Source organism: Polycladospora coralii, assembly GCF_014773435.2.
GTDB classification, from domain to species: domain Bacteria; phylum Bacillota; class Bacilli; order Thermoactinomycetales; family Thermoactinomycetaceae; genus Polycladospora; species Polycladospora coralii.
Genome location: NZ_JACXAG020000003.1, coordinates 138,513 through 156,051 on the forward strand (window position 1 = coordinate 138,513; position 17,539 = coordinate 156,051).

Genomic DNA, 17,539 nt, shown 5'->3' on the forward strand with positions numbered 1-17,539 from the left:
ATCCTGAATGAAGCCATATGTCAAAGCGCTTACGATTGCCGGATCTGATAGTGGTGGTGGAGCAGGGATACAAGCTGATTTGAAGACGTTTCAAGAACGGGATGTCTTTGGGATGTCGGCCATAACGGCTGTAACCGCGCAAAACACGTTAGGTGTAAAGGGAGTTTATCCTGTGTCGATCGAAGCACTTACGGAACAGATTGATGCTGTGGTAACCGATTTATCACCACAAGCGATTAAAACAGGAATGTTATTTCAGACTGAAATGATTGAAGTTGTGGTACGAAAAATAAAAGAACATCAGCTTACACCGCTCATCGTGGACCCTGTCATGATTGCTAAAGGTGGGGCTTCCTTACTGAAAGCAGACGCAATCGCCTATCTCAAAAAACACCTGCTCCCGGTGTGTGAAGTAGTTACACCAAACATCCCAGAAGCTGAAGCATTAACAGATCAAAAGATTGAGACGATTGCAGAACGTGAAGATGCAGCGAAACGGATTCATGATTTAGGTGCAAAATATGTGGTGATTAAAGGTGGTCATGATGAATCAACTGATCATGTCGTAAATTTACTTTATGATGGACACTCTTTTTTCACATTTGAGAACGAACGGGTAGATACCCTGCATACACATGGTACTGGCTGTACGTTTGCGGCATGTCTCACAGCAGAACGAGCAAAGGGACGATCGGTTCTAGAATCTGTAGAAACAGCGACACGATTTGTATATGCTGCGATTGCGGATTCTTTGCAACTAGGAAGTGGTCATGGACCGACGAATCATTGGGCTTTTCGTCAGAAAGAGGCGATAAGGTGATTCCATTATCTTTATACTTGATTCTAGGCAGCCAAAATTGTAAGTATGCACCCGAGTTTGTATTGCAAGAAGCCATTCGTGGAGGCGTCACGATGTTTCAGTTTCGGGAGAAAGGTGAATCTGCTCTCCCCTATCGAGAAAAACGAGATCTAGCAAAGCGATTGCAGCAGATCTGTCAAAATAACGACATTCCCTTTATTGTAAATGATGATATTGAGTTGACGCGAGAGCTTAATGCGGATGGTATTCATATTGGGCAAGATGATCGTCCACTAAAAGATGTACGTGCATGGTTCCCAGATAAAATCGTAGGGGTGTCTGCTCATGATGTAGGAGAGGCGAGTAAGGCAATGAGAGAGGGGGCTGATTATTTAGGCGTTGGGCCGATGTATCATACAGATACCAAACCAGATATTGAGTTGGTAAAAGGACCTGCTGTGATACAAGCGATGCGGAAAAGCGGTATACAAATCCCAATAGTGGGAATCGGTGGGATTACACATGCGAATGCTGAAGCAGTATTACGAGCAGGAGCTGATGGAATAGCGGTCATATCGGCAATTACGAAGGATCAAGACCCTTATCAAGCCGCACAAATGTTTTGTACCGATAAGACTAAAAGGCTTGACAATAAACAGCTACTTCGATAAAGTATTTGTTGGGCTCATTATGTTCGGATATCAAAGAGCACCCCTAGTTATAGGGGTGCTCTTTTCGATTTTTATATATAAAAATGGGGCATCCTAAAAAAGAGGGGGAAAAGCAAGATGACCAAATTTATATTTGTAACTGGAGGCGTTGTTTCCTCCTTAGGTAAAGGAATTGCAGCATCATCACTAGGACGTCTTCTAAAAAATAGAGGGTTAAAAGTTACCATTCAAAAATTTGATCCTTATATTAATGTGGATCCTGGAACGATGAGTCCTTACCAACACGGAGAGGTTTTTGTAACCGATGATGGTGCAGAAACAGATCTCGATTTAGGGCATTATGAACGATTTATTGATATTAACTTGAGCAAAAATAGTAATGTAACGACAGGAAAAATCTATTCTTCTGTTATAAATAAAGAACGTCGTGGCGATTATTTAGGTGGTACGGTCCAAGTGATTCCTCATATTACAAATGAAATTAAAGACCGTGTTTTCCGTGCTGCGCGCGAGACGCATCCTGATGTGGTGATTACGGAAATTGGTGGTACAGTAGGGGATATAGAAAGTCTGCCATTCCTAGAAGCGATACGCCAGATCAAAAATGATGTGGGCCGTGAAAATGTGATGTATATACACTGTACACTTATCCCAATGCTACGAGCGAGTGGAGAATTAAAAACCAAACCTTCTCAGCATAGCGTAAAAGAGTTGCGTAGCATTGGCATTCAGCCCAATATTATTATATGTCGTACTGAACACCCGTTAGCGGAAGACTTGAAGCAAAAACTAGCGCTTTTTTGTGATATTGATCGGGAAGCTGTTATTGAGGCACGTGATGCTGAAACGTTATATGAAGTTCCACTCATGTTACAAAGTGAAGGTCTCGATGAGATTGTGGTGAAATATTTAGGGTTAGAAGCAAAACCAGCCAATATGGAAGCTTGGAAAGCATTAGTAGCTAAAGTGAAAAACTTGAGCCAGACTACACGTATTGCAATTGTAGGGAAATACGTCGCCTTACATGATGCCTATATGAGTGTGGTAGAAGCACTACGCCATGCTGGCTTTGAAAAAGATACAGATATCGATGTGGAGTGGATCAACTCCGAAGAAGTGACAGCTGAAAACGTAGAAGCGTTGTTTTCTCATGTGGATGGTATCTTAATTCCTGGTGGCTTTGGCGATAGAGGAATTGAAGGGAAAATTATCGCCACTCGTTTTGCACGTGAAAAGCGGATTCCATTCTTAGGGATATGTCTCGGGATGCAAATGGCTTGTGTGGAAGGTGCACGTCATCTCTTAAATCTGGAGGGAGCACACAGCTCTGAAATTGATCCGGCAACGCCTTATCCCATCATTGATTTATTACCTGAACAGAAAGATATTGAAGATTTGGGTGGTACCATGCGATTAGGGCTATACCCTTGTAAATTAGATAATGGTAGTAAAGCCCAGCTGGCTTATGACAAAGACCTCGTATATGAACGTCATCGCCATCGGTATGAATTTAACAACGAATATCGTGAGGACTTAGAGCAGGTCGGATACCGTTTCTCTGGTACATCACCCGATGGACGCTTAGTTGAAATCGTGGAGTATATCGATCACCCTTGGTTCGTAGCAGCGCAATTTCATCCTGAATTTATCTCTAGACCCACCAGACCACAACCCTTGTTCAGAGATTTTGTAGGGGCAGCGGTAGAGTTGAAAAAAAAAGAATTTGTAAACGTGTAAAAGGGTAAAAGAGCTGACATCAGTGGAACTGGTGTCGGTTTTTTTGTTATTTGGGTTGAGAATAAGTTGGAAGTAAAAATAATATGTAAAAAAGATATAAATGTAACTATATAAAATAATATATTTTACTACTATTTATAAACAGAAGATTAATATTATATTATGTATAGAAAACAGAAGAGAGGAGTGATCACATGTCGAACAAAGAGAAAGCAGAGGCACTACGTCATCCAGCATACCGCGCAAAAGTGGAAGGAATTGACCATCCAGCAGGTCAAGTCGATGAGCAAGAGTTGAAAGACATAGCAGGTGCTGGAGACACAAATCCAGAAACAACTCCAGCGTGTGTAACTGCGACAATCACAGTATCAGCAGCACTATGTCCAACAACAAAATGTACATCGAAGTGTTAAATCAGAGAGGGGAAAAATCATGTCAAACAGAGAAAAAGCAGAGGCATTGCGTAATCCAGCATATCGCGCAAAAGTAGAAGGAATCGACCATCCGGCAGGTCAAGTTGATGAGCAAGAGTTGAAAGACATTGCGGGTGCCGGAGACACCAATCCAGAAACGACTCCCGCGTGTGTAACCGCGACAATCACAGTATCAGCAGCATTATGTCCAACAACAAAATGTACATCTAAGTGTTAAAAAAAACTGCTTTAGCTGTATGAATCCCGATCATTAGCTAAGAAGCAGTTGTGAATGAATCTATAGTATTAACAATAATATATCACGCATTATTAAAAGAGTATATAGATAGTAAAAATAATTATGAATTAAAAATATTAAATAAAAAGGTGATCATAATGAGTAAAGAAAAAGTTGTTCAATCATGGAAAGATCCAGTATATCGTGCGAAGTCTGAAGAGCTAGCGCCGAATCATCCAGCAGGCGAAGGTTTAAAAGAACTTAGCGATGAAAAATTAGCCAATACCAGTGGAGCAGGCGATGTTGATCCAAATACCTTAAGTGGATGGTTAGGTAATGATGGCAAGGTGTGTACTTTAACAAAAGAGTGTATGCCAAGCTGTAACTAAGTGAGATAGATGTACTGTATATGCGTAAAGTAAAATTATCCAATTAGAGAAAGATCCAGTATATCGTGCAAAAACCCAAAGACAAGCTCCAAATCATCCAGCAGGTGAAGGCTTGAAAGATATTGCTGGTGAAGGATCATGTTGGATAACAAAGGTTATGTATGTACGTTTACGGATGCTAATCCAATCAATGTAAGTCGTATATGTAATGAGACTGCTCATCCAAAGTGTTTTAAAATCCCCCCTTTTATCATTTCTTTATCAAAAGGGGGGATCATTAGATTGAGAGGTGTTTGATATGAATTTCACACTACAACGTGCTTCCTATATAAAGGAAAGAAAACTGATTCGTGCAGGCAACTTGAATCAAGTCCAAGATCGGCTTTCTTACTGGAAGGATATTTTTTATCAATCAGAAGAATATTTGACTAATTGTGTACAAGATGTATCTCATGTTCGCCGAGATGAGCTGCTACAATTAGCTGCCTATGATAGTGATTTTAAATTGGTCTCAACGGACATTACAGAAGTTGAGAAAGATATGAATGAACTACTATCTAAGAAATATGAAGATGTAGACTTACCTGTCATTGAAAATGAAGATGAAATTGCTTTTTTTGAATTTTATCGTCCTTTTTTGCAATTTGCTACTTATCAGTTACAAAAAAGCACGAAAATACCTCGTACATTACTTCAATCGTTATTATTAAATTTGACATCACAGTTGGGTCAAATCAGTTATCGTACACTCATACTAGAGCTTAATGTAGCACGGGTTTCCGATCAATTGGAAGGCAAAACATCAGAACAAAGATATACATATTTTTGTCAAACATACTTAAAAGATGAGAAAGTACTATACGCTTTATACCAGGAATATAGTGTCCTTGTGCGACTGATCTTGAAAAAAGTAAAGAATTGGGTTGCACATATTGGTGAGATTTTACAGCGATATAATCAGGATAAGGAACGAATTGCAAGCGATTTGTTTGCAGGAGAAGAGCTGGGTGAAATCAAAAAAATTACTTTAAATGTAGGCGATGCCCATCGTCAAGGTCGTGGCGTTGCGATCATTTTATTAAATACTGGACAACAGATTGTTTATAAACCTAGATCTTTTCAAGTAGATATCCAATTTCAAAAATTCATGCACTGGATAAATCAACACATGGAAGACGAAAATCCTTTTTTCGTGATGAAAGCCATTGATCGCGATACGCATGGATGGGCACAATTTATTGATCCAATCGAATGTAAAAGTCATGAAGAAGTAAGACAATATTATACTCGGATGGGTTATACGCTGGCATTGCTGTATGTTTTGGATGCGGTAGACTTTCATCATGAAAATATGATTGCACATGGAGCATTCCCTGTATTAATTGATTTAGAGTCGTTGTTCCATCAACAAGAACGTAAAAAAACAAACTTGTCTACGGCATACGAACGTGCGTCAGCTGCTTTATCCAGGTCAGTTAAATCAACAGGTATCCTTCCTTTTCTAATATATCATAGAGGAAATCCCCAAGCTAAAGGAATTGACTTAAGCGGGCTTAACAGTGATGAAGAACAAATCGCCCCCTTTAAAGTTTCCCAAATAGAGAATCGGCAGTCTGACAATATGAAAGTGGTTAAAGAATTTGCCCGGGTGAAGGCAGAAAAAAATCGTCCCATGATAAATGGACAAGCTTTGCATGCTAAAGATTACCTTAAACAGATCGAAAATGGATTTACGAAGATGTACATTTGGCTTATGCAAAAACGAATCAAACTTAAGCAACGTTTAACGGAATTTAACCATGTTCAGGTGCGTACCATTATGCGTGATACGATGGATTACGGCAATTTACTTACGCATAGTTATCATCCAGATTTCTTGCGAGATGGATTGGACCGGGATTTACTTTTTCATCGATTATGGATGGCAACAAAACAACGCCCAGAATTAAAACGTATTGTTGTTGCAGAAAAAAAAGATATGCTAATTGGTGATGTTCCTTACTTTATGTCCAAGCCTGGTGAGCGGCATCTTTGGGATAGTGAAGGAAATCGTTTAGAAAATTTCTTTGGTTCAAGTGCAATGAGTCGAGTTGTGGAAAAAATTGACAGTTTGAACGAGGAGGATTGTCAAGCTCAGGTTCATATTATTCATATGTCGATGCTAGCAAGTCAAGCCCAACATGATGCGGAAATGTCTGATATTTGCACCTCTACCTTACAAAAAGAGCAGGCTATCCAAGCAGAAGAATATTTAACAGAAGCTGAAAAAATTGGGGACTACTTATTGCACCGAGCTATTAAGGGGAAAACAGGGGATAAGGAAGATCTCTGTTGGATCAGCACCGTTCTTTATAATGGAGATGAATACCAATGGGATATTTCACCGGTAAGTGGTGATTTGTATAATGGTATGGCGGGTATAGCTTTGTTTTATGGTTATCTGGCAAAACTAACAGGTCGACAAGATTTTAAAGATACCGCAATTAAATCTCTTGTAGCTATTCGTCATACCTTATCGAAGCCAGAAACATTAACACAGTTTCTACAAGATAGAACGGTTAGTCTTGGCACTTTTACTGGTTTAAGTGGATCGTTATATACATTAAGTCATTTAGCTGATATTTGGAATTCTGATGAGATTCTACAAGAAATCGCTAAAACACTACCGATTTTAATCGAACACATAGATATGGATCAAGTTTATGATGTAATTGGTGGGGTTGCGGGTACGCTCATTGTTTTACTAAGAATATATAAACAGACAAATAACCCGTTAGCTTTAGAAGGGGCTACGCAGTGTGCAGAACATTTATTAAAAAATGTTCAATCCTTTCAGCAAGGTGTTGCTTGGAAGACGGCGTTTGATCAGAGTCCATATACAGGATTTTCACACGGTACAGCAGGTGTCATTGTTGCGCTTGCGCAACTTCACAAAATTCGTCCCGATCACCGCTTCTTAGAGACGATAAAAAAAGCACTACAATTTGAGCGCAGTTATTTTGATGAGAAACAGAGAAATTGGTTAACACCGACAAAAGATCATGCGCCAGTCGCTTGGTGTCATGGTGCACCAGGAGTTTTATTAAGTAGGGTAATGTTAAAAGAAGCAGGCTATCAAGATGATTTGCTTGAGCAGGAAATCGAGATTGCATTAGATACAACCCTAAGAAAGGGATTTGGAAATAATTATTCATTATGTCATGGTGATTTCGGTCAATTAGATATTATTCAATATGCGGCAGAAGTGTTAGAAAAGCAAGACTTAAAAGAGATAGCGGAATCAGTAAAACAACAAATTTTTATTAACATGAGAGAAACAGGTTGGGATAGAGGAATATCCAGAGGAGTAGAGTCAGTCGGTCTAATGACAGGTTTGTCAGGGTTTGGAATGAGTTTACTCAAATATTATGAACCTAGCTTAGTTCCATCGATTCTAAGGCTACAATAAAAAAATAAATGAGGACGGACAGACTATTACCTAGTTCTGTCCTTTTTTATTTGTGAGCAATTGTAGTTGCTTGTTTAGGTGTGAAGGTTAAGTGCAAGATTGTGTTGATCGACGAGATTGCTTCTTGTTAAATTGAGCTGCTTGAAAGGTATATTTTATTGAAGAAAAAAGACAAGATTTTACTTCTGTTTTTAAACTTCGTGTCTGTATTATCTTAAAGGTACATGAATATATAGCATTTATTCGCCGATAAATTTAGTAAGTAGGAGGTAAATGATATTGAAAATACGTGAGGTAATCAAAAGTTGGAAAGATCCTGTATTTCGTTCTAAACAAGTACAAACTACACATCACCCATCTGGGGATACTTTGCAAGAATTGAGTGATTTAGAACTAGCGGCAGTAGTGGGGGCAAGTGATGTCCCGCACACATTCGGTAATTTGTGCCACGCTGCAAGTAAATATGTAGGTAATCAAGGCTTTACCTATTTAAATCATAAAAAGTAATAAACAGAGATCCTAACATGCTATATGAAATGAGGGGCGGAAAGCATGATAGATTTAAAATTAAAAAGTAGTCGATGGAATAAAGCAGCCTATTTAAATGAGAGAGCGTGTAATGATGATTTATTAGTAGAGAAAGAAGAAGGATTTGAAGAATGGAAAGAGGTAGGTGCATTTAAAGAGATTGATATAACGAAACGAATCCAGATAGAGCAACTAAACGAAAATCAATTTAAAAGAATACTTCAGCAGAAGCATGATCCATTATTAAAAAGTGATCTGAAGTTTGAAAGTGTGTTGCAGGAAATTTATGAAATTGATTCTTCTATTATACTAGACGAGCAGGACTTTTCTGCTGACTATTTACGTGTATTTCCTTCATTTTACAAACCATTTCTACGTTATGCAAAGCAATCTTTAACGGTAGGCATAAACAAATTAGTCAAAAGGCATGATGAAACGTTTTTACTAGATCGCTTAGTATCATCGATACTAAATACAATCCATAGTAAATTAGTTTTTCTCAGTTTTAAAACGCTGATATCAGAGCTACATATTGCAAAGTTGACTGATCAATTAGAAGGAGATACACCTACAGATCGATATCAATTTTTTGAAGAGTATATACTGAACGATCCTGTACAAACCTTTAAGTTATTGGAAATCTATCCAGTTTTAGCTCGATTAATGGTAGAAGTAACAACGAGGCAAATTCAAAATCACATTGAAGCGATGACACACTTTGTCGATGATTACAAAAAAATCATGCAAGAAATCCCAAAGGATTATGGTGAGCTAGTTCGAATTCAAGCTGATGCGGGAGACTCTCATCAGGATGGACGTACGGTCATGATGTTTCGATTTGCATCTGGTAGTAGTCTGGTATATAAGCCGCGTTCCTTGGCAATTGATATACACTTCAAACAGCTCGTAGAATGGGTGAATCGAAAGGGATTTCAGCACGCTTTAATATCAGCCAAAAGCATAAACTGTGGCACATATGGTTGGCAGGAGTTCATTGAAGCAACTTCATGTGTAGATCAAGATGGATTAAACCGTTTTTACTATCGTCAGGGAGGATATATTGCGCTTTTTTATATGCTTGGTTCTGTTGATTTTCATTATGAAAATGTTATTGCCAGTGGTGAGCACCCTGTATTAATAGATTTGGAAACTCTATTTCATCAAAATATTGAGTTGAAGAGCATTGATAAACCCTTTTTAAAACTTCTAACTCAAGAAATTAGAGAGTCTGTACTTTCTTCAGCAATGTTGCCATTCAAATTTTCAACTAGTGAATTGATTGACTTTGATTTAAGCGGACTGGGTGGGGAGAAAGGTCAAGAATCGAAAAAAATACTTATGCCAGTGATTGAAGATATCGGTACAGATGAAATGCATCTGGCGAAAAAACCTGTAGTGTCACAAGGCAGTCTTAATGTGCCACGCATGAATGGAGATTTTGCTAATGCAGCTGATCATGCAGAAGAGATTCAAGCTGGATTTCAGGCAATGTATCAGATCTTGCTTCAGTCTCGCAATGCGTTATTTGATCATGATGGACCCATCTATGCCTTTGCAAATGATAAAGCTCGTCATGTCATACGAGCAACTGAAGTGTATAGTCGATTTTTACTTTCCAGTACGCATCCAGATTACTTACAAAATGGCTTAGATCGTGTGAAGTTATTTGATCATCTATGGGGAATGGCAAAACATGGTGAAATACTTGAATCCATTATTCCTTATGAATGTACAGATTTGTTAAAACATGATATTCCTTATTTCACATTCAGAGTAAATAGTAGAAGTATTTTTACTAGTAATGGAGAAGAAATCCCTTCTTTCTATGCTCAGACAGCAATGGATGTTGTATTTAATAATATTAAGCGTTTGTCCGATGAAGATATGGAAAAACAATTGAAATATATGCATATGTCTTTAGATAGTCTTAGTAAAGATATCTGGGATCATAGCGAAAAACGTAAGTTTGATACGACACGCAGTGGTAAAAAGGTGGATCGAAAAATTTTCTTAACAGAAGCGATCGAAATTGGAGACAATCTAGTGAAAAATGCGATTTGGAATAGAGAAGAAAACTATGCATTGTGGATTGCACCCAATTTAGACTCAGATGGCATGTTAAGAATGTCACCACTTGGCCCTGGATTATATGATGGAATCATGGGGTTGGTCGTATTCTTAGCTCAGCTAGCAAAAGTCACCGAAAAAAAATTGTACAAGAATTTAGCACAGGCTGCACTAAAGTTCTTTAATAGCACGATCAAAACAGAAAAAACTTCTTCTGGCATATCCGCTTTTAATGGAAATGCATCGTTTGCATTTGGTATGGCTACTTTAAGCCAGCTTTGGAATGATCACAGCTTACTTCAAAAAGCATATGAATTTATTGATCGTATGGAGTCTGATATTAGACAAGATCAGGTATACGATATTGTAGGTGGAAGCGCGGGAGCCTTGCTTGTTTGCTTAGAGATCTATCAGTTGGAGCAGAATGAGCGTGTTTTGCAAGTCGCAAATTCGTTAGGTGAACACTTATGTGATTATCTTGCGCAGCTAGATTTAGATCAGCAGCCATTGCTAAGTGGGTTTTCACATGGAGCGGCTGGGTTTAGCACAGCACTCATAAAGCTGGCTCATGTAATGGATAATAAACGTTACGATGAAGTTGGGAAAAAAATGTTGGCATATGAACACAGTTTGTTTCATGCTAATTCACAGAACTGGATTGATTTAAGACAAGATGTTAAACATACGCATGCAAACTTCTGGTGTCATGGTGCATCTGGGATCGGTTTGGCTCGAACATTGTTACTACCAACAAAAGATCAACAAGTACAGAAAGATTTAGAAGTTGCCATTCGACAAACGCTACGAAGTGGTTTTGGACAAGGACATAGCATGTGTCATGGTGATTTAGGAAATATTGATTTTCTGATTTCAGCATCTCAAGTCGCTGATCATTTTAATTTAAAAGATCTTGTTGATCAGTGTGGCATGCAAATTATAGAAGAGAGAAGAAAAGAGGGTTGGACATTCGGGTTAAATGTAAATAGTGAACTTTATGGGTTTATGCTAGGTTTATCCGGAATTGGCTATGGTTTATTACGTCTATGGGATTCAAGTATTCCTTCTGTTATTTCATTACAAATACCAAAAGAATAGGAGGGAGTAAATGAAAGAGAAGAAATTAAGACACCGTCGCCGTGTACCCGTAATTGAACAATTGCAACAAACAGAGTGTGGCATATGTTGCTTAGCAATGATTGCAGGATATTATAAGAAATCTGTATCATTTAATGATATGCACGAGTTCGTCAGTGCGGGTCGGGATGGCGTATCTCTTCTTAATTTACGCATGTTAGCTGAACATTTGGATTTTACAGCTAAAGTGTACAAAGTAAATATAGGTGATTTGGGTCAGATTCGATTACCTGCGGTGTTATATTGGGAAAACAAACATTACGTTGTCTTAGAGAAGATCACTAAGAATGCTTTTGTAATTATTGATCCGGCTTTCGGTAGGAGAAAGATTACTCCGCAACAATTTGAAGTTGCTTTCTCCAGTTATGTTCTCACGTGTGTTCCCACAGAAAAATTTACACAACAAAAAGAAACAAATATTTGGATTCCCTTTTTTAAGATCTTATGGGAGAAGCCTAGTCTATTTCTGAGTATCCTATTTATTACGCTTTTTCTACAGTTAATTACACTTGGCATACCTACATTAATTCAATTTGTGATTGATAAAGTAATCCAAGCACAACGCATGGAACTACTTAATACTTTTTTACTGGGGTTAGCTTTATCGCTCATGTTTCACACCGCATTCACTTATCTCAGAGGGAAAAGTTTAATCACATTAAATAATCGTTTAGATGAGCAAATGATGAAACGGTTCTTTAGACATTTATTGCAATTACCTTACCAATTTTTTCAGCTTCGTTCATTTGGGGACTTAATTTTTCGCGCAAATAGTTTACGCGTGATTCGAGATATTTTGTCTAATCAGTTGATAAAAGGTGTACTTGATTTTAGTCTTCTTTTTGTGGTGCTTGCTTACATGTTTAGTCAATCCATGATCCTTACCGGGTTCGTTGTGTGTCTGGCTAGTCTAAATATTATTTTAATGATATGGAGTAGACCGAGAATTACGGAAGCAAATCAAGAGGAAATTGTGAAAAGTACAGCTGTTCAGGGCTTACAAGTGGAAGTTTTGTATGGAATTTTCGGTGTAAAGTCAGCAGGCGTAGAAAAAAACCTGTACGGACGATGGGATGACAAATTTAATGATCTTCTAAAAGCGTACCGCCGTAAAGAAACTGTTATGAATCGATTAAATACAGTCACAAGTGCACTTGGGTTGATGTCACCCATGCTTGTTCTATGGGTGGGAGCACAGCTTGTGTTTGAAGGGGCTATCTCACTTGGGGCCTTAATCGCACTACATACATTAGCCAATCAATTATTTTCGTTAAGTAGTTCAATCGTGCATACTGGAAATTCATTTTTTTTAGCGTCGTCTTATTTGCGGAGAGTTCAGGATGTTTTGGATGCCCCGATCGAATACCAACCTGAAAATCCAGTGAAATTAGAGAAGTTAAAAGGAGAGATCGAGCTTCAGCGTGTCGATTTTTCGTATACAAAGTATACTACCCCTTCAGTCAGAAATATATCAATGCGGGTTAAGCCTGGTAAGAAAGTGGCTATTATTGGGAAATCGGGTTCGGGTAAAAGCACCTTAGCGCGCTTAATATTAGGGCTATATCAACCCACACAAGGAAGGATTCTATATGATGGGTTTGACTTGAATCAACTTGAAAAATCATCGTTAAGACGACAAATTGGTGTTGTTCCACAAGATGTTACCTTATTTAATCGTAGTATTTTAGAAAACATCAAAATTCATAACCCTGAGGCTTCCCTAGAACAGGTGATTGAAGCGGCCCAAATTGCGCAAATACATGATGAAATCATGAAAATGCCAATGAAATATAACACGATTATCTCAGAAATGGGCATGAATATTTCAGGCGGACAGCGACAAAGAATTGCTGTAGCAAGAGCACTTGTGCATAAGCCATCTATTCTTGTTTTAGATGAAGCGACTAGTTCATTAGACTATCAGAATGAAGAGAAAATGGATCGGTATTTAACTAATATGAATTGTACTAGAGTGGTGATTGCACACCGTTTGTCTACAGTAATGAATGCGGACTTAATTATTGTAATGGATGAAGGTCGTATTGTGGAGAAAGGGACACATGAATCACTCCTTCAAAAAGAAGGCTTTTATGAAAAGTTTTTTTCAAAACAAATGCTTGAAAAACAAAAAATTCAACATGTTATTTAAGCAAAGTGAATGAGGTGAAGAAATGAATAATGCAATTCAGAAATGGACGAGTATGTTATTAATAATGATGATGACTGTTCTTATTCTCCCCTTTCAAGTTCATGCGGAGACGAGTAAGAAGGATGTAAATGACCATGTTTTTATATGGGAAAATGAAGAAATACCCGATGAATTTGATATATGGATAAAGCAAGTTGCGGATGTAGTCGTTACACACACACCTGAAATTGGTTTAACACGTATTGAAGCTAAAAACGCAGATGATCTGCATGAGATTGTCGCACAAATTAAAGCGAGATTTGGTGAGCAGATAGAAGTAAGTGGATTAGATCCAGACTTAGAGGTGCCAATCTCGTTTCCTTTACCGGATATCAATACAATAGAACAAGTGGATCGTGCGTCCCAATCCAAAAAACAGCTTCAAAGTATTGTTTCTGAAAATATGGAGGAGTCCCTACATGAGCAGTGGGCATGGCACATCGAGAAAACAACCAATTTTGGAGAAAGTTATAAGATTGAAACTGGAAATCATCAGACGAAAATTGCGGTAATTGATAGCGGTATTGATTATCAACATCCGGATTTAAAAAATAATATTATTGACATGGGTAAATCATTTGTACCAGGTTCGGAAACAGCACAAGATGATATGGGGCATGGCACAATGGTAGCTGGTGTCATTGCTGCGAATGGAAAGTTAAAAGGAATCGGTCCTGATCTAGGTATTATTCCTTATAAAGTTATGGGTGCACGTGATGGAGAATCTTCATGGGTCATACAAGCAATTATTGCTGCAGCGAAAGATAACGTGGATGTCATAAACCTCAGTTTAGGAAGTTATAAGTCACTGGATCAAGAAGAAGATGTTGCGATAATCGAAGCATATCGACGTGCTGCAAAATTTGCCAAGAAAAAAGGCGTGATTGTAGTAGCAAGTGCTGGAAATGAAGCGCTTGACTTGACTGATCCCATACAAGTGGGGATCAGTAAAGAGCGTGAAGGAGAGCGAATGGTTCACTTGCCTGGTGGAGGTATAGATCATGTAATTGCAGTATCGGCTACAAACAATCAAGATCAAATTTCTAGCATTTCTAATTATGGACGTGTCATTACGTTTGCTGCTCCGGGTGGGGAAATGGATATGGAAACTTTTAATGCATGGTGTTTGGTCACATATCCAACTCACTTTCCACAACCCCAAATATTCAAACAAATGGGTATTCCAGAAGGATACATGTTTACAGCGGGGACTAGCTTAGCTGCACCTAATGTAACGGGATCAATCGGTGTATATCTCGCGCAGCAAAAGAAACATAAAAAAATGAATCCTAATAAAGTTACAAACCAATTAATACAGTCAACTACAGATATAGGAATTGAAGGTAAAGATAACTATTTTGGATATGGGCTTATTAACCTGACTCAGGTGTTGAAGAAGCATCAAAATAAAAACGAATATAAAAAAAATAGATATCAAAAAGCTTCATAACAAATAGCAATTACAGTACAATATTAATATTATGCTGTAATTGCTAAAATTAATAGAAAGAGAGATGGTAATTTTGGAAAAATTGATACTGGAAACCAAAAATCTGACCAAGAAATATAAAGAAGAAGCTGTCGTAAATGCAGTGAACTTAAAAGTAAAGGAAGGCAGTATTTATGGCTTTCTTGGACCAAATGGTGCGGGCAAGACAACTGCCATTCGGCTCATTCTCGGTTTGACACGTTCTGATCAAGGTGAAGTATATATTTTTGAAAAAGATTTTCATAAACATCGAAGTGAAATACTGAGTAAAATCGGCTCCTTAATTGAGTCGCCTAGCTATTATCCTCACTTAACAGGTGGTGAGAATTTAGAGGTTTTTCGTCGAATTTGGGGTATAGCAGACAAAAAGCGTGTGGATGAAGTATTAGAGATTGTAAAGCTTACACAAGCAAAAAATAAAAAAGCAAAGAACTATTCATTAGGAATGAAACAACGGCTAGGAATTGCACTTGCGCTTTTACATCAACCCCAGTTTCTCATTTTAGATGAACCTACTAACGGGTTAGATCCGTCCGGCATACATGAAATTCGTGAATTGGTGAAAGAGATGCCCAAGCAATTCGGGATTACAGTTATGTTATCGAGCCATCTATTAAGTGAGATTGAGCAGGTGGCGACAGATGTTGGTATTATTCGGGAAGGAAACCTAATCTATCAAGATTCTCTAAAAGAATTACAAAAGCAAGCGAAACCGCAAATTGTATTAAGTGTGGACCAAACTGAACGAGCGAAAAATGTTTTAGCGGATACACCGTTTGAATATTTTGCAGACGAAAACGAAATATTTATTCTGAATCCAGAAAGCCATGCAGTTGGTCTTATTACGAAAGCATTGGTAGAAAAAGAGATTACCATTCACCGAATTGAGGAAAGAGGCGGATCATTAGAGCAAATATTCTTAGATATGGTAGGAAGTGATGCATCATGATAGCCAACTTAATGTGGTCAGATTTTATGAAGTTAAGACGTAGTTATGGCATATACTATTTTCTCTTTTCATTGGTAGTGGGTTTGGGGCTATTTTTTTATCTGCATATCGATTATTCACTTAATAATGGCTATGATTTAACCCAGTCTTGGGGAATTGCTTTTGATTCTTATTATAGCTATCTATTAAAATTATTTGTATTATTTTCCATTACATTTATTGCTTCTATGTTTATTAATATGGATCATCATTCAAATATGTGGAAATTAATTTTTACAACGCCAATTAATAGATGGAAATATTATGTGACTCGAATAATCTGGGTTGTCATACTGGCGCAAGTTCTGGGGTTACTTAGTTTCACTACAATTTATTTAATTGGCACTTATTATGATGTACATGCTGATATATCTGCAACATTCATCTTTCACTACATTTGGTATCCTTTCTTGTTGGCGATACCCGTGATTGCCCTACAAGTTATTTTATCCATGCTCTTCTCAAACCAATCCATAGCGTTGTTAATTGGGATATCGGGTATTTATTTGAGTGCCATCTTTGTAGAGTGGGGAAAAGTGATTCCATGGGGATATTGGCAGGGCTACTTACCTCCACAACCTACAATTGAAATGTTACACAACAGTAAGCTTTCCTATTTTGCTCCAACTGGCTGGGGGATACTTTCGTTAATGCTGGTAATCGTTTTGGGAATCGTTGCGCTAAACCGTAAAGATTTTAACTAGGGAGGGTTGTATGATGCAGAGGGGACTCAATAACTTGTTCGTAGCAGAATGGTTAAAATTGAGAGCAACAAAAATTTGGATGGTTCCATTATTAATCCTTTTGCCGCTTGCTTATAATATTTTTATGTTGAAAAAAGTTATGGTCGATCAATATCAATTTACAGACGAAAATCAGTGGCTAGTGGCCATGATGATGTTTGTAGTCTTAGGAGGATCACTATTCTATCCTTTTATTTCAGCTATGCTTACAAGTCATATCAATCGAATAGAAGACCAACAAAATTCATGGAAAATCATGCTAACCCTTCCTTACACTTGGAGTCAGGTGTATTCTGCTAAGATCATCTGGTTAGTACTACTGGCATTAATGACGCAAGTGATTTTTTTAATCGGGTTAATCACGATTGGCAAATTTATGGGACTTGATGATCCTATTTTGTGGCAAGATATACTTTTTCAAGTCTTCTTAGGATGGATCGGTCTAAGTGTATTAAATATTATTCAATTTTGGATCTCTTACTATTTTAAAAATGCTATCACGCCTATCGTGATTGGTGTCATTCTTTCTATCCCGGTATTTATTTTGGCTGAGTCTTCGTATGGCTTTGTATACCCTTGGGCAATGCCTGTTCTAGCGATGAATGGGAACGCAAATGTGCCCTACTTTATCTTAATAGCAATCGTATATACCGTGTTATTTGGTTATGGGGGAGCCAAATTCTTTATTCGAAAAGGGACTTAGTAGG

14 protein-coding genes are annotated in these 17,539 nt (G+C 37.9%); all 14 read left to right on the plus strand.

Annotated elements, in window-relative coordinates; all coding sequences use genetic code 11:
- Window positions 1-7: 7 nt before the first annotated feature.
- The 14 genes from thiD (at window position 8) to IC619_RS08870 (ending at window position 17,535) form a co-directional block, all read left to right on the plus strand.
- Window positions 8-820 (plus strand): bifunctional hydroxymethylpyrimidine kinase/phosphomethylpyrimidine kinase, encoded by an 813-nt coding sequence (gene thiD, locus IC619_RS08805; RefSeq protein ID WP_213260858.1) that lies wholly within the window; start codon window positions 8-10, stop codon window positions 818-820.
- Window positions 817-1,470: a thiamine phosphate synthase gene (gene thiE / locus IC619_RS08810; RefSeq protein ID WP_347239774.1), complete on the plus strand. Its 654-nt coding sequence runs from the start codon at window positions 817-819 to the stop codon at window positions 1,468-1,470. Before thiD ends, thiE begins: the two co-directional genes overlap by 4 nt.
- A 117-nt stretch (window positions 1,471-1,587) precedes the next feature.
- On the plus strand, window positions 1,588-3,207 hold the full coding sequence (gene pyrG / locus IC619_RS08815) for a CTP synthase (protein WP_191139510.1): 1,620 nt from the start codon (window positions 1,588-1,590) through the stop codon (window positions 3,205-3,207).
- 194 nt (window positions 3,208-3,401) lie between these two features.
- Window positions 3,402-3,620 carry a class II lanthipeptide, LchA2/BrtA2 family gene (locus tag IC619_RS08820; protein WP_191139511.1) on the plus strand — a complete coding sequence of 73 codons (219 nt, stop codon included), beginning with the start codon at window positions 3,402-3,404 and terminating at the stop codon, window positions 3,618-3,620.
- A 19-nt stretch (window positions 3,621-3,639) separates the two neighbouring features.
- Entirely contained in the window at window positions 3,640-3,858 is a 219-nt protein-coding gene (locus IC619_RS08825; RefSeq protein WP_191139512.1) for a class II lanthipeptide, LchA2/BrtA2 family, read from the plus strand.
- A gap of 158 nt (window positions 3,859-4,016) precedes the next feature.
- Entirely contained in the window at window positions 4,017-4,247 is a 231-nt protein-coding gene (locus IC619_RS08830; protein WP_191139513.1) for a plantaricin C family lantibiotic, read from the plus strand.
- Between the two features lie 298 nt (window positions 4,248-4,545).
- On the plus strand, window positions 4,546-7,695 hold the full coding sequence (locus tag IC619_RS08835; protein ID WP_191139514.1) for a type 2 lanthipeptide synthetase LanM family protein: 3,150 nt from the start codon (window positions 4,546-4,548) through the stop codon (window positions 7,693-7,695).
- 279 nt (window positions 7,696-7,974) lie between these two features.
- Window positions 7,975-8,202, plus strand: a complete 228-nt coding sequence (locus IC619_RS08840; RefSeq protein ID WP_191139515.1) for a plantaricin C family lantibiotic — start codon at window positions 7,975-7,977, stop codon at window positions 8,200-8,202.
- Between the two features lie 45 nt (window positions 8,203-8,247).
- Window positions 8,248-11,385 carry a type 2 lanthipeptide synthetase LanM family protein gene (locus tag IC619_RS08845; RefSeq protein ID WP_191139516.1) on the plus strand — a complete coding sequence of 1,046 codons (3,138 nt, stop codon included), beginning with the start codon at window positions 8,248-8,250 and terminating at the stop codon, window positions 11,383-11,385.
- A gap of 10 nt (window positions 11,386-11,395) precedes the next feature.
- Window positions 11,396-13,573, plus strand: coding sequence for a peptidase domain-containing ABC transporter (locus tag IC619_RS08850; protein ID WP_191139517.1), 2,178 nt, complete (start codon window positions 11,396-11,398; stop codon window positions 13,571-13,573).
- Window positions 13,574-13,595: 22 nt separating this feature from the next.
- Window positions 13,596-15,062: a S8 family serine peptidase gene (locus IC619_RS08855; RefSeq protein WP_191139518.1), complete on the plus strand. Its 1,467-nt coding sequence runs from the start codon at window positions 13,596-13,598 to the stop codon at window positions 15,060-15,062.
- A gap of 64 nt (window positions 15,063-15,126) precedes the next feature.
- The gene (locus tag IC619_RS08860; RefSeq protein WP_191139519.1) at window positions 15,127-16,050 is read left to right on the plus strand and encodes an ABC transporter ATP-binding protein; all 924 of its coding nucleotides are present in this window, start codon (window positions 15,127-15,129) and stop codon (window positions 16,048-16,050) included.
- The gene (locus IC619_RS08865; RefSeq protein ID WP_191139520.1) at window positions 16,047-16,793 is read left to right on the plus strand and encodes an ABC transporter permease; all 747 of its coding nucleotides are present in this window, start codon (window positions 16,047-16,049) and stop codon (window positions 16,791-16,793) included. Before IC619_RS08860 ends, IC619_RS08865 begins: the two co-directional genes overlap by 4 nt.
- Window positions 16,794-16,806: 13 nt before the next feature.
- Window positions 16,807-17,535, plus strand: coding sequence for an ABC transporter permease (locus IC619_RS08870; RefSeq protein WP_191139521.1), 729 nt, complete (start codon window positions 16,807-16,809; stop codon window positions 17,533-17,535).
- Window positions 17,536-17,539 lie beyond the last annotated feature (4 nt).

Bases quoted from the DNA above. Each gene is read 5' to 3' on its own strand.
- thiD (WP_213260858.1), top strand. From the start codon at position 8: ATGAAGCCATATGTCAAAGCGCTTACGATTGCCGGATCTGATAGTGGT.
- pyrG (WP_191139510.1), top strand. From the start codon at position 1,588: ATGACCAAATTTATATTTGTAACTGGAGGCGTTGTTTCCTCCTTAGGT.
- IC619_RS08820 (WP_191139511.1), top strand. From the start codon at position 3,402: ATGTCGAACAAAGAGAAAGCAGAGGCACTACGTCATCCAGCATACCGC.
- IC619_RS08825 (WP_191139512.1), top strand. From the start codon at position 3,640: ATGTCAAACAGAGAAAAAGCAGAGGCATTGCGTAATCCAGCATATCGC.
- IC619_RS08830 (WP_191139513.1), top strand. From the start codon at position 4,017: ATGAGTAAAGAAAAAGTTGTTCAATCATGGAAAGATCCAGTATATCGT.
- IC619_RS08835 (WP_191139514.1), top strand. From the start codon at position 4,546: ATGAATTTCACACTACAACGTGCTTCCTATATAAAGGAAAGAAAACTG.
- IC619_RS08845 (WP_191139516.1), top strand. From the start codon at position 8,248: ATGATAGATTTAAAATTAAAAAGTAGTCGATGGAATAAAGCAGCCTAT.
- IC619_RS08850 (WP_191139517.1), top strand. From the start codon at position 11,396: ATGAAAGAGAAGAAATTAAGACACCGTCGCCGTGTACCCGTAATTGAA.
- IC619_RS08855 (WP_191139518.1), top strand. From the start codon at position 13,596: ATGAATAATGCAATTCAGAAATGGACGAGTATGTTATTAATAATGATG.
- IC619_RS08860 (WP_191139519.1), top strand. From the start codon at position 15,127: ATGGTAATTTTGGAAAAATTGATACTGGAAACCAAAAATCTGACCAAG.
- IC619_RS08865 (WP_191139520.1), top strand. From the start codon at position 16,047: ATGATAGCCAACTTAATGTGGTCAGATTTTATGAAGTTAAGACGTAGT.
- IC619_RS08870 (WP_191139521.1), top strand. From the start codon at position 16,807: ATGCAGAGGGGACTCAATAACTTGTTCGTAGCAGAATGGTTAAAATTG.